The following is a 20,327-nucleotide window of genomic DNA, read 5'->3' as shown; positions in this document are numbered from 1 at the left end:
CTGCTTCAGTGGCCTTCTACCTCAGTTAACGAGTCCTGAGCCTAGCCTGACTTTGAAACGTGACCACCTCGCCTGATTAGGTGCTCCCTAGGCAAAAACTCCGGAAGTGCTGCCTCGCTCAACCATCAACTTCGGAAGGAGATCTCAAGCGGGCAATGTCACGTTTACTGACAGTTGGCGTACAGAGACAATCTCGGCCACCTGGCGGATCAGGCGATGACGCCCGCCGCAGATCTCCAACCCGCCACCGCAGTGAGGCGGTGAGGATAGACGGCGAGAGGGGAGCGGCGGGAGCGGGGTGGAACGGATAGGTTGCGGACGGCTAAGACAGTCGCGAACTGCTGCACCTCTCCCGGCAATCGGGAGCCCTGCATGATCTCCTCCCGCCGGCGCGGAGGCAGATGCGGGTTCTCCGCTCTGTTATTTGGTCCCTCATGCGAGCGATGTCCTATCGCAGGCAAGATATGACGCTGGGCAGCAGTGTAGGAGCTAAGCTTGTCGGTTATCACCCGACGCGGAGAGCCACCCTGCTTCGTCCGAAGGCACCTGATCAGGCGCTTGGCGGCCCTAGTGTCACGCCGGCTCTGGACATCTCGTCAAGGGCATAGTCATCCTGATCAACCGCCCACCACAGCCAGTGCCTCTGAACAGCAATGGTGACCACAAACCTCATCCGAGTGCCAGATGACGCGGCGGCTTGCGCTTGCGGCGGCGGGCGTAGTTCGGTCCAAACTTCGAGGTCCACCGACGGACGGTCTCGAAGGAAACGAGAGAGTGCGGTGATCGAGCAACATCTCCTCGATCAGCCGCAGGCCCAACGGAAACCTGAAATACAGCCACACCAGGTATGCGAGAGACTCAGCCGGAAAGCGGTGGAGTTTGTCGCTGCTAGGCTTGCTCATGCTGGTTGGGCTACACGGCTCGCCCTCACATCCGAGTTAAAGTGACCATAACTCCCTGTTGCGCTCGCCGCCAGAAACCAATCTCTTCTTTGCCCGGCCTCAGTCAGACGCCTACTAATGTGACGATGCCCACCTAGGGCCAGCTGGCTGAACCGGTTGCGCCCGAGCCACGCGGCCCCAAGTAGGCTCAGAGAGTGATCACATGATCTGGGGGACTTCCTGCCAAGGCCCCGTACAGCTGCGGGAAGCAGCCTGCGACGACGCCCTTGACCAGCCCCTTCGCCGTAACTGCGCCTGTCCCGCAACTCTCAGGCGTCCCTTCAGCCAGGTTACGGCGAAGAGCACACTGGTCGCAGACCATGAGAAGAATGCCTTTTTCCTCGGCAACCCTTGCAAGCCGCTCGCCGACTGGGTCACCTTGACGCAAGCTAAAGATATTGTCGTCGAAGAACATCATCCCGACCACGTCAGCGCCGTGATTGCCGGCCTCAAGCTGCGGCAGAATCATGGTCGCGAGCTTGAAGGTCGCAGCGTTGTTGGTGGCAAAGACATAAGCGACTTTCACCAGATATTTCCTTCTCTCGGAGAGCTCAGCGGTGGTCAGCGCCAGCGCAGAAGATGCTTTTCAAGTTTTCCTGCGGCACCGAAAATCGCGAGCACGAATCCCATAATCAGGAACACCAGAGCCAGCATCAGAGCAGAGTTGTAAGTGCTTTGGGCAAACGAAAGCAAATAGCCGAGGCCTCGGCTTGCGCCGACGAACTCACCAACGACGGCTCCGGTGAAGGCAAAACCAACGGCAACCTTCAGGTTGCCCATAATCCACGCAGTCACAAAGGGGAGGTAGACCTCGCGCAGAACAGTCCATCGCCCGCCTCCGAGCGTCCGCACGCGCTCAACCAACCGCCGGTCGACCTGCTTGATGCCTGTATAGACGGTGAAGAACACAAGGACTGTCACAAGCACAAAAGCCAGCGCCACCTTCGAGCCCAGTCCGATGCCGAACCAGATGATGCACAGCGGAGCTAGCACGACGCGAGGCACCGCATTGAGCATCATCATTACGGGCTCAAGCAGCTCCGCCACAAAAGGTATGAGAGCGGCAGCGGCTCCCAAGGCAACGCCCACCACAATACCGAGAACAAGCCCGCCAAGAGCGGCGCCGAAAGTCGCCTCGATGTGCGACCAGATGGTTCCCTGGCTGAACAGCTCGAACAGGGCCGCTGCAATGCGGCTCGGGGGCGGCGCATACAGCGGGTTCAGCCAACCGGCCTGTCCGGCAGCCTCCCAGAGGGCCAGCACTACGGCCAAGGCAAGGAGCTGGCGCAGCCAAACGCGATCAAGAACTTTCATGCGGCAACTCCCAACCGCCGGGATCCATCGACCACTTCGGACAGGTCAGACCAAAGGCGTTCATAGAGCGGCGCAAATGCCGGGTGAGACCGGGCCTTCACGAGATTTCTTGGGCGAGGAATCGGTATCGAATAGTGGCTGGCGATATGAGCTCTGGGCCCGTTCGACAGCAGGTAGACCACATCCGAGAGGGCAATTGCCTCTTCGAGATCGTGGGTCACGAGCAGAACGCCGATGCGCTCACCCTCGACAAGGTCAACGACATCCTGAGTGACGCGAGCGCGAACGATAGCATCGAGCGACGCAAAGGGCTCATCCATCAGGAGCAAGCGCGGGCGCAGACAAAGGACCTGCGCCAGAGCGACACGTTTGCGCTGACCTCCGCTCAGCTCTCGCGGGTAGCGCCCGCCGAGCCCTGCCAGTCCAAGCCGCTCAAGCCACACCTCTGCCTGCTTGAAGGCACAGCGAGTAGCTTCACCGCGGAGGCGGACACCAAGTGCAACGTTCTCAAGCGCCGTTCGCCACGGCAGGAGAGCATCGTCCTGAAACAGGATGCCGATTTCGGTCTGCTTCAGCCCTGAGGTCTCGATAGTTCCCGCCGTGGTTTTTTGTAGGCCCATGACAGCGCGTAGCAGACTGCTCTTGCCGGAGCCGGATGGTCCAACAAGGCTGACAAACTGGCCTGCCTCGACAGAAACACTTGCCCCTGCAAGAACAGGCTCATTGCCGTACGACAGGGCGATGTTGTTGGCGCGCAGCATCAGCCGCCTCCGACAATCGAGGTATCGAAAAGACCAGATGTGTTTGCATCGGGTGGGATGAGGCCCGCAGTCTTCAAACTTTCAGCAACGCGTGCAGAGGCGTTCAGGTCGATAGCCACCGTCGTCGGGTACAGGGATGCACGATAACGAGCCAAGACCTCGCGCATCTCATCCAAGTTGGCGCCCGTGGTCAGCGCTGGTGGCAGCGCTTTAACGAGTTCTTCCGGGGACATGCTCTGCAGGCTCTGCAGAGCGCTTCGCAGAGCTCGCGCGAGCTTCTCCATCTCCGCCCGTCGCGCCTCGATTTCCCCTGCTCGCACAGCAACGCCCATGAACTCGTAGGGCCCGCCGAGGAATTGTTCGGCGTCCTTGCTGTCCATCGCATTCACTAGAACGCGTCCACCGGCTTTCTCGACCAGCGTCAGAGCTGGCTCCTGCACGAGGCCGGCATCAACCTGCCCCTGGCGCAGCGCCTCGAGGAGATTCGGACCGAGCGTTGCAAATTGTACTGTAGTGGGGTTAACATTCGCACGCTTTAGCAAGAAGAGCATCAAAGCATGGTCGGCATTACCAAGAGCCGAGACGCCAATAGTCTTTCCAGCTAAATCCTCAATCTGCTTGATCTCTTGCGCGCTATCAGGTGCTGTTGCGACGGCAAATAGCGGCAGGCGGCCTGTGGTAGCAAAACGGCGGATTTCAGCACCACGGACATAAGCTTGGAGCGCAACGTCGAGCGATGTCGCAGCATAATCGACAGCGGAGCCGACAAGGGCCTGCATCGCAGCATTGCCCCCGCGTGTATAGACCAGCTCCACATCAAGCCCCTCTTTTGCGAAGTGCCCGCCAGCACGGGCAACCTCATAGGGGACAACACAAAGGAGCTGACTGCAGAAGGCCAGCTTGATTGGGTGGGACTGAGCGGATGCACCGCCACTAAACGTAGCGAGCGCCCCGGCAGCTGCCGCGACGCCCTTGATCAAGCCGCGCCGGCTGACCGGCGGGGCAGCGGCAACGAGGGATCCTTCAGGTTCGAAGGTAAATGGTTTGCCGCAGCAGCCCATGATCTACTCCTCTAGTGAGTAACGGCCGGTAGTATCTCAAAACTTTCGGAGTTGCCGTACTCCAGGCGCATTTCTCGCCCGATCAGCGCTGCCCCAATCTGGGGGGCGCAGGAGAAAAAGTCAAATTTTTGCGTGCAATTTTTATATTTCACTTTTTAATCTGTATTTATGCGAGATCGTGTTCCGCTCCTGCGTGACTGGCAAAGGTGAGATCCTAACGGATGAGGAGCAATGAGTGATCGTCGCCTGTGCAGACCCGCCTAGTTCATGAAGATGCTGCGGTCCGAGTTCGGCGAGATCTCCGAGGCGCTCTTTCTCACGCAAGGTCACGTCTACGTGGAAGATTGCGAGGCCCGCTTCAAGGGCGAGAGCTCGGGTTTCCTGTATGCCCCTTCTCAGCCCCGACCGTCTCCATCTCCTAGAGTCGTATCAACGCGTTTGAGACCAAGCTGGTCGTGGACTGAGGAACGGGCCGAGATGGGCGTCTCTGAAGGACCGGTTCACCTGTCGGTCGGACTGGAGCACAAGGATGATCTGCTCCCCGACCTACTCCAAGCCCTTGATTAGGTTTAATGATCCCCGCCGCCCTCGGCTGCACCGGTCGCGACTGGCCTGCCGGGATCCTGGGTCCATTCCGACATGGAGCCATCGTAGAGAGTGATGCCGGTACGCCCCAACACTTCCGACAGGACAAACCAGTTGGTGGATGCGAGATGGCCAGTGTTGCAGTAGCTCACCACTGGCCCTGAAGGCAGCGATCCGAAGAGCTGCTCCAGTTCTGCTGCAGGGCGCAGGCGTCCGGTTCCGGGCGCAAAGGCTTGGCTATGGTCCAGGTGGACGGCACCCGGCAGGCGTCCTGCACGGGCCGCCTGCGGGCTCTTCTCGTGGCCTTCGTACTGAGCCCGTGAGCGGCCGTCGAGCAGGGCCGCGGTCGCATGCGTGATCGCCTCATCAATATCGCCTACCGTGGCGCGCATGACCTCCTTGATCCGCACTGGGTAAGGAGCACCCGCGGGAGAAGCGGATGGACCTGTCTCGATGGGCTGGCCGGCCAAGCGCCAGGCCTCAAAACCGCCATCCAGGATTGAGACGCGATCATGGCCTGCAATCTTCAGGGTCCAGCAAACCCGGGCGGCGCCACTGAAATCGGCAGGTGTCAGCCCAGCGGATACGATCACCACATGATTCTCGGGCGTGATCCCCAGGCGTCCTAAAAGGTGGGCCAGGGCGGCGGGATCGGGCAAAAGACCGCCGGCCCCTCCTTGCGCGATCCTCCATCCATCCGCGGCATAGTCGCTGTGTACGGCGCCAGGAATGTGGCCAGTATCGAAGGCGTTTTCGCTGCTGTTGCCGCTTGAACGAATATCGATCACTCGAAGCGTGGCATCGGATAGATGTCCTGTAAGCCAGGAAACAGTAATGAGTGGAGGAGCAATCACGGCAGTCATCCTCACGAAATTCGCATGCAAATTACAGTGGCTCAGGATTTGGCCACCTCCACGCCTTTGTCCAGCACAAAGCAGGTAATAACGCTATCTTGTTCAGGATTAGGGGTCTTAAGCCAGATATAGCTTCTTTACGCCCTCTCGAGATGCTGAGGTTTATAGGTCGGCCATAGCGATCGTCACATTTGCCCCGTCGGCTCTTACTAGGACATCGTGATCGTAATCACTGAGGTCTGCATCCGGTCACGAGCAGAAGATCGATACAATGACCGGGACGTCCGGCCTGCCTTAGTAAGCCGACGAAGACTTTAGGAGGAATGCTCAGTCTGGCGACCCTCACTCATTCCGGAGCCCATAGAGCAAGCCATGGGCTTTCCATCTAGCGCCTATTTCCGACGGTCACGCGCTTGGCCGCCCGCTTCGTGGCAGTCTCCTGCAAATGGCGCTCGATGGCTTCGTTGGCCTGTGCCCGCACCTGCCGCATCCGGTCCGCGTCGTCGAATGCGTCCGGGAAGCGGCGCGACAGCCACAGGTAAGCCCCCGCGAGTCGCACCGTGCGCTCCTGGTGGTCGAGCTCGGCTAAGAGGTTACCGCGCAGCGCCGGAACGCCGGAACCCGAGGCCAGCATCTGCGTCCATCCCTTGAGCACCTGGAACGAAAGCTCGTCGCGCTGGTCGATGGGCGCCATCGACAGGGCGAACCTCTGCGTCAGGTTCAGCCTGGTGCGGTCGACCATCTCCGCGGCCTGCAGCATGGCGTCCATGTCCGAGGGTTGGAACGGTGAGCCCTCGTAGAAGGCGGCCTGGGCGAAGTGCGTGAGCACTTCGCCCAGGCTCTCGGTGCGCAGCTCTGAGGCCGCGGCCCTGATCGCCACGAGGTCGGGGCGGGCGTAGAAGCGCGAATCCGCGGCCGNGCCTGGGCGAAGTGCGTGAGCACTCCCCCCAGGCTCTCGGTGCGCAGCTCTGAGGCCGCGGCCCTGATCGCCACGAGGTCGGGGCGGGCGTAGAAGCGCGAATCCGCGGCCGGTGCCGCCGGAGCGCCGGCGAGCGCCTTACGGATCGGATCGATGCCCTCCTCCGTGGTGGCGGCCACATAGCCCACGTCGTGGTGGCCGAAGCGGCCGGCTCGCCCGGCGATCTGGCGTATCTCGGGGTTGGTGAGTGGGCGGTCCTCGCGCCCGTCGAACTTGCGCAGGGCGGAGAACACGATCCGCTGCAGGGGCCCCAGGTTGAGGCCCATGCCAATAGCATCGGTCGTGACGAGCACGTCCGCCTCGCCGGTGCGGAAGCGCTCGGCCTCCGCGCGGCGCACTTCGGGCGAAAGCGCCCCATAGATGGTGGCCACGGTGTGCCCCAGGCCGACGAGGACCTCGCGGTGCTCGTGCACCGCCTGGCGCGAGAAGGCCACGACGGCGTCGCCGGCCTTCACCTCCTCCAACGGGACCGGCTTGTCGAGCAGGACGAGCGGCGTCTTGCGCTCGAAGGCGACCACCTCTAGGCTCTCATTGGCTGCGTCGCAAGCCCGGCGAACGTACGGCAGGGCGTCGTCGGAGCCGGCCAGGATCAGGGTCTTGGCCGGAATGCCGAAGAGTGCATTGGTCCAAGCCCAGCCGCGGTCCGGGTCGGAGATCATCTGGATCTCGTCGATCACCGCCACGTCGATGGTGTGCTGCAGATCCGCGGTCTCGATGGTGCGCGAGACGTGGGTGGCGCCCTCCTCGCCGAAGACCTCCTCGCCTGTAACCATGCCGGCGTTGAGGCCGCGGTCGCGCAGGACCTCGTAGTTCTCCAGGGCCAGGAGCCGCAGTGGGGCCAGGTAGGTGCCCTTACCGGCCGCCGCAAGCCTCTCCAGGGCTGCATGGGTCTTGCCTGAGTTGGTGGGGCCCATGTGGAAGACGATTTGACGGGCCATGCCGCGCGCGGCGCGGAACTTGTCGATGTAGGTGCCGAAGCCGACCCGCTCGCGCAGGTTCCGGATGCCGGCGTCTTGGTGGGCGAGCCTCTTCGCACGGGTCCGGAGCTCCTTAAACTTGCCGGGCAAGGCCCGGACCAGATCCGGGGAGAACTCGTACCGGCGCGAGCGCAGGGCATGGTCCATGTGCTCGGCGTAGCTTGCGGCGCCCGAGCCGACCTCGGCGAGGTCCGCGCGCACGTCCTCGCGCAGTCGGTTGACCACCCGATGCATCGACTTCCTCGTCTCCCGCTCGACGCGGTCGACCTCGGCCTTGAACTCGTCGAAACGGTGGCGCGATTCGTTGCGGACCGCCATCACGTTCAGAATCTCCAGCATCTGCGGAGTCGGTGGCAGCATGAGGCGCAGCTCCATGCGCCCGTCGTCGAGGAGCGGCAGGCAGACGCGCACGGACCACGAGACGGCGCCGCCGTCGCCCTCGGAGCAGCGCAGGGACGGGACTGCCTTGGCGAGATCCCTGGCCCCCTTTGCAGCCCATTCCTTGAGGCCCCGCATCTCAGTGAGGGCAGAGACCACCCGGCCGTCGTCGACGAACCCGTCGTGCTCGGGCAGGCCCAGGTAGCGCCGGAGGCCCTCGGTGTCGACGTCGCGCCGCGACGGGGCCACCCTGCGGATCGCGTCTTGGAGGATCTCGGCGGTGTCTTGGATTCGCTTGCGTGCCATGCCCTAGCGTTCCTGCCGGGTAAGACAGTGTCAACACCGCTCGTCGCGAACCGTGCCCTCCGTCCAACGGCAGATCCTACATTTTGGAATGAGCCATGGCTGGAACCGGAACGCGGTGAAGGCTGTTGGTCCGTCCAGGTGGGGGAGAATCCCAGGCCTGGTGCCGAACAGTATTCCGACTGGCCCTGGCTCCAGCATCTTTGCATGCCTCGCGGCCAGATCATTCCCGAACCTCTAAAGCGCCCAAGCAGCAATCTGCCTGCCCTTCCGCACATTCGAGCCGGATCGGCAGCGCATGCGGGCTATGAGCGACTCCTCCAACGTTTCAAGACACTCGGCTTCGGCAGCGTCTCTGGATCGGTGGGGCTCGACAATGTATTGCGCGACCTCAAGCAGACTGCAGCTCATTCCTCGGAACCCATTCCGTCCGATGTTGCCAAGCGGGTGCCTGTCTGAGAATTAGGGCTACATCCGTTTGAAGGTTGCGTCGCGATTCTGAGCCGGGCTTGAGACCTGGAGCGTCAGCAGTGGGTCGATGCTGTTGAAAAACTCGCCTACGGGATTCCGGATGTCTACATTTCGTATGGATTTACTTGAGCGGCTACTACATCAGGTATTCTGTCGCTATTGAAAACGACGTGGCGAGAGTTTTTCAACAGCATCGGTCAGGCACTGATGTTCCTCTGCCCTTCAGGAGCGTCTAACGTTTCCACCCCAAGCAGACGTATGGTCTTCTTCAACAATGTGCCAAGACAAGACCTTGGCTTGAGAACTGGGCAGGTTAGGGGGCTTGCACCTCTGCGAGCAGCCATTTGTGAAACGCCGCTAAGCCAGGACGCACTGGACGATCCTCTGGTATCGTAAACCAGTAGGCATTGCGGCTTTGGAAACCGAGGCCGGCCGGGTTGATGAGTCGACCACTCTCGAGCTCGTCCTGCACCAGACGACGGGGTACCAGAGCCAGCCCCTGGCCCGAGATCGCAGCTCTGATGACTAGGGAGTAGAACCCAAATCGAATGGTGTGGTTCGGCTTGAACTCACCGAGCCCATGTGCCGCTGCAAATTCACTCCAGCGCAGCGGTGTCTGGAAATGATCCAGAACAGTGTAACGGCGAACATCTTCAGCCGTTTGGATGCCCCCTAGCCGCGAGACGAGCGCTGCCGTGCCGACTAGAGCGACATCCCGGCCGAACAAGTAGTCCGCGCATTGCCCTGCCCACTGACCCTCCCCAAACCGGAATACGCCGTCAGCAGTTTCGGCAGTGTCGGCCGTAACGAAGGTCGTAAATTGCACATCGATTTCAGGGTGGAGTTCCGCAAAGCGCGAGAAGCGCGGGAGCAGCCAGCGGTCTCCGATGATCGGCAGGACATGGAGCCGCACTGACCAAGGCGATGCCTTGAGAGCCGAAATATGGGCGGCGGCTGCCTCAAGCTCGGCTAATGCAAGGCGCACATGCTTCACATAAATGCGCCCAGCCTCTGTCGGGACGAGCCCTCGACTGCCGCGGGCGAATAGAGCAACCCCAAGGGACTCCTCCAGTCCCCGGAGGTGCTTGCTGACGGCGCTCTGGGTCAGGTTGACGGCTTCCGCCGCGCCTGAAGCGGTACCATGCTCTGCAATAGCCAGCAGAACCCGGAGGGCTGTCATGGAACTTGGAAGGCGATGGATGCTCATGGGCGTGCGGAGAGGTTGGGTGGCAATTCAGGGCTACACCGGTTCTATTCCAAAAGGGAATACCGTAGTGACGAATTTTCATTTGCCAGCAGAAGTTTCCCTTGGGACATCAACAGCAAAGGGTAGATATCGATGACAACGGCAAATGTTCTCTGGGGCTCGAGATTTCGCTCCGGTCCATCTCCGGAACTCATGGCTCTCTCGCGCTCGGAGGCCAGCCACTTCCGTCTTGCTCCCTACGATCTAGCCGCATCGTTCTCCCATGCTCGAGAGCTTGTTAGAGCTGGATTGCTCACGCGAGCTGAAGGTGAGGCAATCGAAACGGCTCTTGCTACGATCGGTACGGATGTTGCGGCCGGCATCATCACTCCCTCGGCGTCGGACGAGGATGTACATACCTTTCTAGAGCGCATCCTCATCGAAAAGCTCGGGGCGCTGGGCGGTAAGCTGCGGGCCGGACGCTCGCGCAACGATCAGGCAGCTAATGACCTGAAACTTTATCTTCGTGACCACGGCCGACGGATTGTCCTGAGCCTCCTTACTCTTCAGGAGGCGCTTGCCTTTCAGGCGGAGCAGCACCTCAATTCACTTGCGCCTGGCTTCACACACCTCCAACCGGCTCAGCCGGTGAGTTTCGCCCATCAACTTCTTGCACATGCCCAAGGCTTCGCCCGCGACATCGGACGGATGCAGGACTGGGATCGGCGTACGGCACGCTCGCCCCTCGGAGCCGCCGCACTCGCAGGCTCGGGCATTGCAAAACAGCCCGAGCTGTCCGCTCGTGAACTCGGCTATGACGATCCGTGCGAGAATTCGATCGATGCAGTAGGCAGTCGCGACCACGTGGCGGAGTTCCTCTTCGTCACTGCCATGATGAGTGTGAATCTGTCCCGGCTTGCCGAAGAAGTCTTCCTCTGGTCTTCGCGGCAGTTCCGCTGGATCGAGCTCGATGATGCTTATGCAACCGGCTCGTCGATCATGCCGCAGAAGAAGAATGCCGACATTGCAGAGCTGACGCGTGGCCGAGCCGCCCGACTCACCGGTGGGCTAAGCACGATACTCACAGCCCTCAAGGGACTGCCCTTTGCCTATAATCGCGATCTCGCAGAGGACAAGCGGGCCGCATTTGAAGCTGTGGATACCCTTTCCGTAGTGCTGCCCGCTATGGCCGGCATGATACGCACGATGCGTGTGAACAACGCTGAGCTCCGGCGACAGGCGACCGACGGCTTCACGCTCGCCACCGAAGTGGCCGACTGGCTGGCGCGCCAAGGCGTCCCATTCTCAGAGGCTCATGAAATTACAGGCTCTCTCGTTCGTTACTGTGAGGATCGGGGCATCGGCCTTGGAGACTTGAGCAGAGACGATCTCGCAACGGTGGACGCTCGCCTTGACATGTCTATCAAAGAATCTCTGACGCCGGAGGCCGCCGTCAGAGCCCGCGATGGCTATGGGGGAACCGCACCCCAGCGCGTGACCGAGCAGTTGGAGCGGCTACGTGCAAATTTCGATAGTCAACGGGAATGGGCAATGCGCTATGACGGCCCGCGCGCCGGATGAGGCATGAGCGAGGAAACCAGAAATGAGCAGCACCGCCGCCCCCTCTGCGATAGGTATGGGCATGAAGCCTGAAAAATTTGATCCGTCGATTGCACATCTGACCCATGTGCCTCGCCGTCATTATGGACGCTGGATGGCGAGCGTCCTGATCCTACTCGTCTTCGGCTACGTGGTGAAGGCGTTTGCGGAAGGTCAGATCGACTGGAATATCGTAGGCCAGTTCCTCACAGCCCAATCCATCCTCAATGGCCTCGTAAACACGATCATCATGACCTTCTGCGCCATGGCGCTCGGGATTGCACTCGGGGTCCTGTTCGCGATTCTGGTAATGTCGCCGAACCCGGTCCTGAAAGGAGTTGCGGTTTTTTACATCTGGTTTTTCCGCGGCACACCACTTCTGCTTCAGCTGCTCATCTGGTTCAACCTAGCCCTCGTCTTCCCGCGGATCGGAATTCCAGGATTATTTGAGGTTCGCATGGTGGATGTGATGACTCCGTTCGTAGCCACTCTCCTCGGCCTCGGCATCAATCAGGGCGCCTACACGGCGGAGGTGGTCCGATCCGGTATCCTGTCAGTCGATACCGGCCAGACCGAGGCGGCAAAATCCATTGGCATGACCCGGCTGACCACCCTGCGGCGCATTGTCCTTCCGCAGGCCATGCGGGTCATTATTCCACCCGTCGGCAACGAAGTGATCAGTATGGTGAAACTCACTTCGATCGCGAGCGTGATCGGCTTTGCTGAGGTCCTGCGAAATGCCCAGACCATCTATTATGCCAATGCGCGCGTTATCGAACTTCTTATCGTCGCGGCAGCCTGGTATCTGATGATTGTGACGGTTCTCACGATCGGCCAACACTTCCTCGAGCGTTACTTTGCCAAGGGCTCGGGACGGCGCCGGACTCGGCCGGCAACGCCAGCAGTAGAGGCCTGAGCATGATGCCAATCGTCGTCGCGGCCGACGTCCGCAAGTCCTTCGGCTCGGTTCAGGCGCTGGATGGCGTCTCAATCGACATCCAAGCGGGCCAGGTGCTGTGCATCGTCGGCCCGTCGGGATCGGGGAAAAGCACGTTCCTTCGCTGCATTAATCAGCTTGAGCGGATCGACTCCGGCGCGATCTGGGTCGATGGGGAACTGATCGGCTATCGGCGGGTCGGCGATAAGCTCTATGAACTGACCGACGCAGAGAGCGCCCGCCAACGCTTGACGAGTGGGATGGTCTTCCAGCGCTTCAACCTATTTCAACATCTGACCGCATTAGAGAACATCATAGAGGGACCGGTGACGGTCCAGAAGCGCCGTCGAAAGGAGGCTGTCGACGAAGCCATGGCGCTTTTGGATCGCGTGGGGCTGGCCGCCAAACGGGATGCTTACCCGTCGGAGCTGTCAGGCGGCCAGCAGCAACGCGTTGCGATTGCCCGGGCTCTCGCTATGAAGCCGAAGCTGATGCTGTTCGATGAGCCGACTTCTGCACTGGACCCGGAGCTTGTCGGTGAGGTTCTGGAGGTCATGAGAGATCTTGCCAGCTCCGGCATGACGATGATTGTCGTGACCCATGAACTCGGGTTCGCCCGCGAGGTCGCGAACGAAGTAGTGTTCATGGATCGGGGGGCTGTTGTGGAACGGGGCCCACCGCAGGAGGTGCTGGTGCATCCGCAACAGCAGCGGACCCGCGACTTCATCGCCGCGGTCCTTGCCTAAAACTGTTCCCTGAAAGGACGAAAGACAATGAAACTTTTTGCAGGCTTGCTGGCGAGTGCACTGGTGCTCGGCGTTGTGGCGCCGTCTCAGGCAGTGGAACTTCCTGAACGGATCAAGAAGTCAGGAAAGATCGTCGTTGCGACGATGCCGAATTATGCACCGATCACGTTCAAGGATCCGGCGACCAATAAGCTCACCGGCTTCGACATCGATCTCGGTGAAGCTCTCGCCAAGGAGCTTGGCGTCGACATTGAGTGGCAGGAGATCGCCTTCGCCCAGATGATTCCCTCGCTCCAGACGGGACGCGTCGATCTGGCGCTCGGCGGCATGAGCGATCTCCCCAAAAGGCGCGAGATCGTCGATTTCGTTGACTACATGAAATCGGGTGCGCAGTTCTACACCACGACGGCCAATGCAGAGACAATTAAGACCCCTCAGGACCTTTGCGGCAAGAAGGTCGGGGCCAGCCGCTCTACCAACTGGCCGCGCCAGATCACCGAGTGGAGTCAGGAGAACTGTGTCGCGAAGGGCAAACCCGCCATCGAGGCGATCGGCACAGAGGGTTCGGCGGATGCCCGAACGCAGCTCAAGACCGGGCGTATTGATGCGGCAGTCCAGGGCAATGAAACCCTGCCCTACTTCCAATCTCAGGAGCCGAACACCTACGTGCTGATAGGCGATGCATTTACGACCTCGCTCTCCGGTATTCCGGTTCTCAAGACAGAGACCCAGCTCCGCGATGCCGTAAAGGAGGCTCTGGAGCGTCTTCAGCAAAAGGGCATCTATGATGAGATCCTGAAGAAGTATGGCCTTCAGGCGAACAAGCTTTCGCCTGTCGCGATCAACCAGGGTACCGACTAACCTCCATCCCGAGGATGGGCTCGCGCCAGACTCGGCCGAGCTCATCCCCTTTCGCTTCAGTTACTGAGCCAAGGTGTACCTCGGCAACATTATTCCTCTGAGGTGCGGGTCGTTGCCGGGTTTTGCTCCGCGAGCCCCCGCAAGTCGTCCCAGATATAGATGTAATTCTCCGACCGCCATACAGGACCTGGATCGGTGTACGTTCCGTCCCTCCGACCTCCCAGGGCCTCATAGAATGCGATGGCCGGATCGTTCCCGATAACGACGCCAAGCGCCATGCTGCCATAGCCGTGAGTGACCATAGCGCGGGCGAGTTCAGCAAGCAGGCGGCGGCCAATGCCCATCCGCTTGAACGCGCTGTCGACGTAGAGGAACTTGACCTCCGCCCGATCCAGGAATGCCCTGTGTGTGGAAGGACCAGCCACTCCGAAACCCGCTAGGCTCCCCTCGACCTCAGCCAGCAGCATAGCCCGTCCGCCTTCCTCAACAGAAAGCATCTCCTGCCAGCGAGATAGCCGCACCGGCTGCGTGAGCATTCGGAAGGCGGCCTCAGGCGCGAGAGCACGGTACGTCTTTCGCCACGTACTAAAATGGAGACGGGCAATGGCTGCCGCATCGACTTGCTGCGCTGTCCGAACCTTGACTTCCATCCTTTATCTTCCTGCTCGAACGCAACCCGGTAATGAGCCCTCCTAATCCTGACCTAGGGAATGAACAATAGTTCCGGGTCACCGTTCCAGGTCAGCCTCTAGTTTCTCTACCCTCCAGGAACGTCTGGCGTCCCCGTCAATTTCGCCATTTGGCAAAACTGGGAAGCTCCCCTGTTCTTCACGACCTTTGCTCTGCGCCGGCAGGCAGACCAAGCCGCAGCGTGTGAATTGTGCCAGCCGCGGACCTTTGGTCATCATAACCAAAGCCGCCGGCCAGGCGGGCTACGCCGCTTCCATCCCAAGGCTTCGGGCAGGATAGTGGAGGGTTGGATCAAAGGGTTGAACTACCGAGCGATCCCTTCTGCTTCGTTCCGTACCAAATTGACCACCAGCGGCAGCCAATCCCCCCTTTAGGCGCTCGGACAAAGTGCCTGTGCTCAGGGCTGCCACGGCCCGCCCTTGCGGATCGTGGATCGGCACCCCCACACCAGCCATGCCGGAGATCAGGCCGGTGTTGAGACTGCAGAAGCCTGTCTTGCGGACCTTCTGGATCTGAACCCGCAATCCGATCTCGTCTAAGCCGCCCCGGTCGAGCAGGCGGGGAACTTTGAAGCGAATCACAGCCTCGCGCTCCTCCTTCGGCAGGAACGACGGGATGGCCAGACTGCCTTGCCCGATGCCGAGGGGCGCCTTGCCGCCGACATCGCCCGTGAAGGTCCTGATCGGGAGCGGGCCCTCCACCCGGTCCAGGCAGACGGCGTAGAACCCGTTCCGCACCAGAAGGAAGATGCTGTCGCTCAACGTCGAGGTCAGGCGCAGAAGCGCTGGCCAGGCCGCGTTGCGCAGTCCGCCCGAATGCGCAGCCCCGCGCGGCAAGCACGAAGAAGTCGAGGGCCAGCCGGTACTTGCGGCTCGCGTCAACCTGCTCGACGAAGCCCTCGGCGATCAAGACTTTTCAGGGCCCGATGGGCACTAGGTTGGCTGATCCGGCTGGCCGAAGCGATATCGCTTCGGCCGATCCCCTGGGGTCTCCAGCGCCGAGAACCTTCCGGTGAGTAAGAACCTGCTGCACTCCGGATACAGTATCGTCCGCCATATGAGGGGATGGCGACTTTCTTTGCGACAATGGAAGACCCGGCTGTTGGAGCATCCCTGGCGGTCGCGATAGCGCTTCACAACATCCCGGAGGGCGTCTCGATTACCATTCCGGTCTACTACGCCACCGTAGCCGTTCAAAGGCCGTTCTGGCGTCCCTGATAGCTGACCTCGCTGAGCCAATCGGGGCCATTCTGGGCTATCTTGCCCTGGAGCCCTTCATGTCTCCGGCCACCCTTGGGGTGGGGTTCGGCATCTTGTCCGACATGATGGTGATCCTGGCCCTGGTGGAACTGCTGCCGGCGGCCACGCGCTATGATCGGGGACGGGAGACCGCCTACGGCATGATCGCCGGCATGGCGGTCGTGGCGCTCAGCCTCGTTCTGCTACGGTAACTGAGCAATTGAACTCCGTTCGCTTCCGCAGGCACTCCCCATCGCTGGCGGAAGATGCAATTAGTTGTTGCTGCCTCCGTTCTAGCTGCGCTGTGGCAACGCCTGCTGTCCCGAAGAGCAGACCATTAATTCTGCCAATGGCAGCCATTGATGCGCCAGCGGTTGCAAGAAGCCGTGATCCGCGGCAATTCTGACGGTCCAGAGAGGTCCGGGCCCCTCTGACGGCGATCCTGCCGTGATGTCGGACCTGCGCACGTCATGCGGAGCGCAGCAGTCTGTTCGCATCCGCCTAAGCAGGGATCGCCCGTTATGGACCTTATTCTCTCATTCTTCACCGCCGACTTTCTCGGCACACCTGCCTGGTTCTGGCTGAGCTTTCTAGGGCTCGTCGGCTTGCTTCTCGCCTTTGACCTTGGTGTTCTCAACCGCCAGGACAAGGAACTCGGGGTCACCGAGAGCCTCAAGCTCTCAGCCTTCTACATCGCCATTGCCATTGCGTTCGGCGGCTGGATCTGGTGGTCCATGGGCCCAACCTCAGGCATCCAGTACTTCACTGGTTATGCGATTGAGAAGGCGCTCTCCATCGACAACGTCTTCGTGATCTCACTGATCTTCGGCTATTTCGCCATTCCATCCAGGTACCAGTACAGGGCGCTCGTCTGGGGTATCTTGGCCGTCCTGGTGCTGCGCGGAATCATGATTGCAGCCGGCGCTGCATTGGTGCAGGAATACGAGTGGGTGCTCTACATCTTCGGTGCCTTTCTCATTGCCACGGGCATCAAGATGCTTGTGACCAGCGAAGGCGAGCAGGATGTCTCGAAAAACCCGGTCATTCGTCTCATCTCCAAGCGCATGCGTGTTACTCCCGAGCTCCATGGCGAGCGCTTCTTTGTGAAGAAGCCCGACCTGCAGACGGGACGTCTGGTCTTGTGGGCTACACCGCTGTTCCTGGCGCTGGTCGTGATCAACATAGCCGACCTCGTGTTCGCTATCGACTCCGTGCCGGCGATCTTCGCCATCACTACCGACACTTACATCGTGTTCACGGCAAACATCATGGCGATCCTGGGCCTGCGGGCCCTCTACTTTGCCCTTGCGGCGATGGTGCACCGCTTTGAATACCTGAAGTACGCCCTAGCCGTCGTTCTGGTCTTCATCGGAGGCAAGATCTTCTGGAACCAGATGGTGGGCAAGCTTGACCCAGCGATCTCGCTCGGCGTCACCCTGGTCCTAATCGCCAGTGGCGTGCTGTTCTCCCTGTGGAAGACGCAGGGTCAGGTAAAGTCCCACACGGCTGTCTAAAAGCCTCTGCAGTGCATCAGGGCTGGAGAACTCTCCAGCCCTGATGCAATTATCATAGCATCCTGTCGGATTGCTCCGTTTCGCATTTCCTAGGCTGCGGGCGCCTCCAGAGAATGAATGATGTGCTCGCTCAAGAGCTCTGCCGCTCGCGACAAAGCCCCCGGAGCGCGGTAGAGCACGATCTCGGTATCAGGTAATGGTGGCAGGCCGTGTTCGTCCTCGCCAAGAATGAGAAGGCCAGGCGTGACCATCTCGCGCGGTAGGACCGTGATGCCGAGCCCCGCCCGAACAGCGGCCTGGAGCCCGTTCAGGCTCGGGCTTGTGTAAACTGCCCGCCAACCCCGCTTTGCCGCATCAAGGCTCGCGAGCGCCCGTTTACGATAGACATCCGGCACAGGGGCAAGGACGAGCGGGAGCGGTTCGCCCGGGGTGAGCACAAGTCGCGGCGAGGCGGCCCAGACCAGAACCTCCCGCCAGACACCGACACCTCCAACCCCGCCCTGGGGCTCACGCTTGAACAGGACCAGGTCATACTGGCCCTTCGAGAAGCCATCGAGCAGGTTCACGGTGAAGTCACAGTTGACATCAAGCGCCACTTGGGGATGCGCACGGGCAAAGCGTGCCAGGACTTCGGGCAGATGCGTCGTCGCAAAATCCTCGGGTGTTCCAAGCCGCACGGTTCCGGCGATATCAGGCTCCATGAGCCGTGAGCGCGCCTCATCGCCAAGCCGCAGCATCTGACGCGCATAGGTAAGCAGGATCTCACCTTCAGGGGTTAGTTGAAGCTCACGACCGTCCCGGTCGAAGACACGTTTGCCGAGACCATCCTCCAGTCTTTTGATCTGCAGACTGATTGTCGACTGGGTTCGCCCAATGCGCTCGGCGGCGCGCGTGAAGCCGCCATTATCTACAATCGTGACGAAGGTACGAAGCAAGTCCAGGTCGAAAGGAGGCAGCGGTGTGGGCATGGCACGGCAGGCGAAGCTTGCGGAACAAACATTGATACCACCAATGTTACAGGTTGAATACATCTGGTCAGGTCAATGCTTTGCAGCCTCCGCCCCAGCGGTTCCTGGGCACTGGCTCATCTCCGTGAGCATGGAAATGGCAGGCAGAGGCGATTGGGTCCATGCAGACCCAATGCGGAGTGCGCCGGCACTGGGTCTGAAAGAGGTGCAAGAGCGGCACCCGACAGATCTGTGTCGAAGGCCGCTCTTGAGATGCTTTCCGTGCTACGTTCTCTGTGGAGAATCCGCTGTCCGCCTTAATGGGCAAGGAGGACGGGACGCACGGGACTGGCCAGGATGCTCTTGGTCGCGCCTCCGAGAATAAAGTCGCGCATTCTGGAGTGACCGTAGGCACCCATCACGAGCAGGTCGACATCATGCTCCTGGCAATAGCTGTCCAGAACTTCACCGACGGGACGGTTGTCCGCGCTCACCTCGTCGGCCACCGCCGCGATACCGTGATGGTTCAGGTGCCGGACGAGGTTGGAACTCGAACCACGGGCACGCAGCGGCTTCTCGTCAACAACGGTAATGGCGCGCACAACGTCTGCCATAGCCAGCAGGGGTAGCGCGTCGGCAACAGCCCGCGCAGCCGGGCGGTTCGCGTCCCATGCGACCGCAATTGTCTTGAGGGCGAACTCGCGCTTGGCGGCCTCAGGGAGGATGAGCACGGGTCGTCCGGAACCGAAAATGACACTCTCGGCGAGGTACTGCTGAAAACTGTCGTCTCCAACTGGCACCAGTGTCAGGTCGCGCAGCCGGGCATGATCGACAAGAATGTCTGGAATCTCGGAGGTCTGACAAACCTCAATGACCCGGTCGTGGGATATTCCTCGCTGCTCTGCCGCAGCCTCAAACTCGCTCACCAGGTTACGGGCGCGCGCAGAACTCTTCTGGCGCTCCCCCGCAACCATGTCATCGATGTTGAGAACCGATCTGGCAAGGGTGTTGGCGACATGAGGAAGCTCAATCTCGAATGTGATTGCAGTGAGATGTGCCCCGAGCAACGCCGCTACTGATGCAGCCTGCCCGATCCCAGCGTTGGCTGTTCGCTCCGGGTAGCTGGTGAGCTCAACCAGAAGATCCTTGTAGGCCATGACACATTCCCTCTGGTGTACCTGATATGCGACGTAAGCAGCGCCCCGTCTGCAGTTCCTGTTACAGTCAGATAGACGGACCGCACGGGACGCAATATACGCACTAATACTAGGGGAATCCCCCAAAGATGTGTGCCCTTCGGCTCGTCGGGGCCATTGATTATACCAATGGTAACGATTGACGATCTGCTGCATTGTCACCGCGACAGTTGGCCCCCTGTATGCACCTTAGCCCATGGCCCGGGTCCCTCTGGCGAGCGCTGCCGGCGCGCTTGCGATGTCGGGCCAATCCGACATCGCGTACCGGTACAAGGAACTGCTGTTATGCAGGAGATCATCGCCGCCTTGGCCTCGTTTCTCCTCATTGAGCCGCTTCAGGCAGATGTGCCGAACGGCTGGCCAAGGCCGGTGCGCCCCCCAGGCGGTCGTGTCCGAGGTGACGGCCTGTGCCAAGGCGGCCACTCCCATCATCATCGAGCGCACCGCAAGCGACCCCTGGTGGCCCGGTTTCACGCAGTCTGGCTGTGGATGGACCCGGCGGAGCCCGGAGCGACAGGCGAGTAAGCGCTGGCCTCGCGCGTAGAGGCCACCGGACGGCGGTTCGTCGACGCTCCCGTATCGGGTGGGGTGGCGGGTGCAAAGGCTGGAACGCTCACCATCATGGCGGCGGCGCCGCAGCCTGTGTTCGAAAGCATGAAGCCCATCTTCAATGCTCTCGGAGAAGGTGTTTATTGTTGGCGAACGCGCGGGGCAAGGGGCTACGGTCAAGACCGTGAATCAGCTCTGGCCTGCCCCATGAGGGTGATCCGGGTGTGATGTTAATTCAGG

18 protein-coding genes and 4 pseudogenes are annotated in these 20,327 nt (G+C 60.7%); 9 read left to right on the top strand and 13 right to left on the bottom strand.

What is annotated here, in order from left to right; genetic code table 11:
- Nucleotides 1-209: 209 nt before the first annotated feature.
- The 5 genes and pseudogenes from LG661_RS25705 to LG661_RS21210 all read right to left on the bottom strand — a co-directional run bounded on the left by LG661_RS25705 (nt 210) and on the right by LG661_RS21210 (nt 4,077).
- Nucleotides 210-902: pseudogene (locus tag LG661_RS25705) on the bottom strand (IS6 family transposase).
- A gap of 187 nt (nt 903-1,089) precedes the next feature.
- Nucleotides 1,090-1,467, bottom strand: coding sequence for a SaoD/DsrE family protein (locus LG661_RS21225; RefSeq protein WP_230534007.1), 378 nt, complete (start codon nt 1,465-1,467; stop codon nt 1,090-1,092).
- A 35-nt stretch (nt 1,468-1,502) separates the two neighbouring features.
- On the bottom strand, nt 1,503-2,255 hold the full coding sequence (locus LG661_RS21220; protein ID WP_322098901.1) for an ABC transporter permease: 753 nt from the start codon (nt 2,253-2,255) through the stop codon (nt 1,503-1,505).
- On the bottom strand, nt 2,252-3,016 hold the full coding sequence (locus LG661_RS21215) for an ABC transporter ATP-binding protein (RefSeq protein WP_230534006.1): 765 nt from the start codon (nt 3,014-3,016) through the stop codon (nt 2,252-2,254). Before LG661_RS21215 ends, LG661_RS21220 begins: the two co-directional genes overlap by 4 nt.
- The gene (locus LG661_RS21210; protein WP_230534005.1) at nt 3,016-4,077 is read right to left on the bottom strand and encodes an ABC transporter substrate-binding protein; all 1,062 of its coding nucleotides are present in this window, start codon (nt 4,075-4,077) and stop codon (nt 3,016-3,018) included. Before LG661_RS21210 ends, LG661_RS21215 begins: the two co-directional genes overlap by 1 nt.
- Nucleotides 4,078-4,325: 248 nt before the next feature.
- On the opposite strand from LG661_RS21210, the pseudogene LG661_RS21205 reads away from it, so the two are divergent.
- Nucleotides 4,326-4,467, top strand: a pseudogene (locus LG661_RS21205) (O-succinylhomoserine sulfhydrylase); the annotation flags it as partial.
- 179 nt (nt 4,468-4,646) lie between these two features.
- Here the strand turns inward: LG661_RS21205 and LG661_RS21200 are convergent.
- The 3 genes from LG661_RS21200 to LG661_RS25700 all read right to left on the bottom strand — a co-directional run bounded on the left by LG661_RS21200 (nt 4,647) and on the right by LG661_RS25700 (nt 7,409).
- Nucleotides 4,647-5,546: a sulfurtransferase gene (locus LG661_RS21200; protein WP_230534003.1), complete on the bottom strand. Its 900-nt coding sequence runs from the start codon at nt 5,544-5,546 to the stop codon at nt 4,647-4,649.
- A 355-nt stretch (nt 5,547-5,901) separates the two neighbouring features.
- Entirely contained in the window at nt 5,902-6,276 is a 375-nt protein-coding gene (locus LG661_RS21195) for an SUV3 domain-containing protein (RefSeq protein ID WP_230534002.1), read from the bottom strand.
- A complete protein-coding gene (locus LG661_RS25700) occupies nt 6,237-7,409 on the bottom strand; it encodes a helicase-related protein (protein ID WP_456085521.1) in 1,173 nt (390 codons plus the stop codon). The genes LG661_RS21195 and LG661_RS25700 overlap by 40 nt, the downstream gene beginning before the upstream one ends.
- Before the next feature lie 951 nt (nt 7,410-8,360).
- Between LG661_RS25700 and LG661_RS21185 the strand changes: the two genes are divergently transcribed.
- Nucleotides 8,361-8,612 (top strand): hypothetical protein, encoded by a 252-nt coding sequence (locus LG661_RS21185; protein ID WP_230533999.1) that lies wholly within the window; start codon nt 8,361-8,363, stop codon nt 8,610-8,612.
- Nucleotides 8,613-8,937: 325 nt separating this feature from the next.
- Here LG661_RS21185 and LG661_RS21180 read toward each other — a convergent pair whose 3' ends face one another.
- Entirely contained in the window at nt 8,938-9,831 is an 894-nt protein-coding gene (locus LG661_RS21180) for a LysR substrate-binding domain-containing protein (protein ID WP_230533997.1), read from the bottom strand.
- A 132-nt stretch (nt 9,832-9,963) separates the two neighbouring features.
- Between LG661_RS21180 and argH the strand changes: the two genes are divergently transcribed.
- Genes argH through LG661_RS21160 form a run of 4 tightly spaced genes read left to right on the top strand, consistent with a single transcriptional unit; the run spans nt 9,964 to nt 13,953 of the window.
- Nucleotides 9,964-11,391 (top strand): argininosuccinate lyase, encoded by a 1,428-nt coding sequence (argH, locus tag LG661_RS21175; protein ID WP_230533995.1) that lies wholly within the window; start codon nt 9,964-9,966, stop codon nt 11,389-11,391.
- A gap of 55 nt (nt 11,392-11,446) precedes the next feature.
- Complete coding sequence (locus LG661_RS21170; protein ID WP_230534008.1) at nt 11,447-12,325, top strand: amino acid ABC transporter permease; 879 nt, start codon at nt 11,447-11,449, stop codon at nt 12,323-12,325.
- Nucleotides 12,326-12,327: 2 nt separating this feature from the next.
- Nucleotides 12,328-13,092 (top strand): amino acid ABC transporter ATP-binding protein, encoded by a 765-nt coding sequence (locus LG661_RS21165; RefSeq protein ID WP_230533993.1) that lies wholly within the window; start codon nt 12,328-12,330, stop codon nt 13,090-13,092.
- Between the two features lie 27 nt (nt 13,093-13,119).
- Nucleotides 13,120-13,953, top strand: coding sequence for an ABC transporter substrate-binding protein (locus LG661_RS21160; protein WP_230533992.1), 834 nt, complete (start codon nt 13,120-13,122; stop codon nt 13,951-13,953).
- A gap of 89 nt (nt 13,954-14,042) precedes the next feature.
- On the opposite strand, the gene LG661_RS21155 is transcribed toward LG661_RS21160, so the two are convergent.
- Together LG661_RS21155 and LG661_RS21150 are read right to left on the bottom strand one after the other, a co-directional pair.
- Entirely contained in the window at nt 14,043-14,603 is a 561-nt protein-coding gene (locus LG661_RS21155) for a GNAT family N-acetyltransferase (RefSeq protein ID WP_230533990.1), read from the bottom strand.
- A 282-nt stretch (nt 14,604-14,885) separates the two neighbouring features.
- Entirely contained in the window at nt 14,886-15,404 is a 519-nt protein-coding gene (locus LG661_RS21150) for an IclR family transcriptional regulator domain-containing protein (protein WP_230533989.1), read from the bottom strand.
- A gap of 297 nt (nt 15,405-15,701) precedes the next feature.
- On the opposite strand from LG661_RS21150, the pseudogene LG661_RS21145 reads away from it, so the two are divergent.
- Both LG661_RS21145 and LG661_RS21140 read left to right on the top strand, forming a co-directional pair.
- A pseudogene (locus tag LG661_RS21145) lies at nt 15,702-16,093 on the top strand (ZIP family metal transporter); the annotation flags it as partial.
- A 309-nt stretch (nt 16,094-16,402) separates the two neighbouring features.
- Entirely contained in the window at nt 16,403-17,395 is a 993-nt protein-coding gene (locus LG661_RS21140) for a TerC family protein (RefSeq protein ID WP_230533988.1), read from the top strand.
- An 89-nt stretch (nt 17,396-17,484) separates the two neighbouring features.
- Here the strand turns inward: LG661_RS21140 and LG661_RS21135 are convergent, their stop codons facing one another.
- Entirely contained in the window at nt 17,485-18,363 is an 879-nt protein-coding gene (locus LG661_RS21135) for a LysR substrate-binding domain-containing protein (RefSeq protein ID WP_230533987.1), read from the bottom strand.
- Between the two features lie 296 nt (nt 18,364-18,659).
- Nucleotides 18,660-19,499 (bottom strand): universal stress protein, encoded by an 840-nt coding sequence (locus tag LG661_RS21130; protein ID WP_230533986.1) that lies wholly within the window; start codon nt 19,497-19,499, stop codon nt 18,660-18,662.
- A gap of 567 nt (nt 19,500-20,066) precedes the next feature.
- Between LG661_RS21130 and LG661_RS21125 the strand changes: the two are divergent.
- Nucleotides 20,067-20,283, top strand: a pseudogene (locus tag LG661_RS21125) (NAD(P)-binding domain-containing protein); the annotation flags it as partial.
- Nucleotides 20,284-20,327: the final 44 nt, after the last annotated feature.

The sequence above is a fragment of the Microvirga roseola genome (assembly GCF_020866965.1).
Lineage (GTDB): Bacteria > Pseudomonadota > Alphaproteobacteria > Rhizobiales > Beijerinckiaceae > Microvirga > Microvirga roseola.
This window is presented reverse-complemented; position numbering and strand designations above follow the sequence as displayed.

What these genes read in the sequence shown, in the direction of transcription:
- LG661_RS21215 (WP_230534006.1), bottom strand. Translation starts at nt 3,016, where the DNA reads ATGCTGCGCGCCAACAACATCGCCCTGTCGTACGGCAATGAGCCTGTT.
- LG661_RS21140 (WP_230533988.1), top strand. Translation starts at nt 16,403, where the DNA reads ATGGACCTTATTCTCTCATTCTTCACCGCCGACTTTCTCGGCACACCT.
- LG661_RS21170 (WP_230534008.1), top strand. Translation starts at nt 11,447, where the DNA reads ATGGGCATGAAGCCTGAAAAATTTGATCCGTCGATTGCACATCTGACC.
- LG661_RS21155 (WP_230533990.1), bottom strand. Translation starts at nt 14,603, where the DNA reads ATGGAAGTCAAGGTTCGGACAGCGCAGCAAGTCGATGCGGCAGCCATT.
- LG661_RS21130 (WP_230533986.1), bottom strand. Translation starts at nt 19,499, where the DNA reads ATGGCCTACAAGGATCTTCTGGTTGAGCTCACCAGCTACCCGGAGCGA.
- LG661_RS21160 (WP_230533992.1), top strand. Translation starts at nt 13,120, where the DNA reads ATGAAACTTTTTGCAGGCTTGCTGGCGAGTGCACTGGTGCTCGGCGTT.
- LG661_RS21135 (WP_230533987.1), bottom strand. Translation starts at nt 18,363, where the DNA reads ATGCCCACACCGCTGCCTCCTTTCGACCTGGACTTGCTTCGTACCTTC.
- LG661_RS21180 (WP_230533997.1), bottom strand. Translation starts at nt 9,831, where the DNA reads ATGAGCATCCATCGCCTTCCAAGTTCCATGACAGCCCTCCGGGTTCTG.
- LG661_RS21195 (WP_230534002.1), bottom strand. Translation starts at nt 6,276, where the DNA reads ATGCTGCAGGCCGCGGAGATGGTCGACCGCACCAGGCTGAACCTGACG.
- LG661_RS21165 (WP_230533993.1), top strand. Translation starts at nt 12,328, where the DNA reads ATGATGCCAATCGTCGTCGCGGCCGACGTCCGCAAGTCCTTCGGCTCG.
- argH (WP_230533995.1), top strand. Translation starts at nt 9,964, where the DNA reads ATGACAACGGCAAATGTTCTCTGGGGCTCGAGATTTCGCTCCGGTCCA.
- LG661_RS21220 (WP_322098901.1), bottom strand. Translation starts at nt 2,255, where the DNA reads ATGAAAGTTCTTGATCGCGTTTGGCTGCGCCAGCTCCTTGCCTTGGCC.
- LG661_RS21185 (WP_230533999.1), top strand. Translation starts at nt 8,361, where the DNA reads ATGCCTCGCGGCCAGATCATTCCCGAACCTCTAAAGCGCCCAAGCAGC.
- LG661_RS21210 (WP_230534005.1), bottom strand. Translation starts at nt 4,077, where the DNA reads ATGGGCTGCTGCGGCAAACCATTTACCTTCGAACCTGAAGGATCCCTC.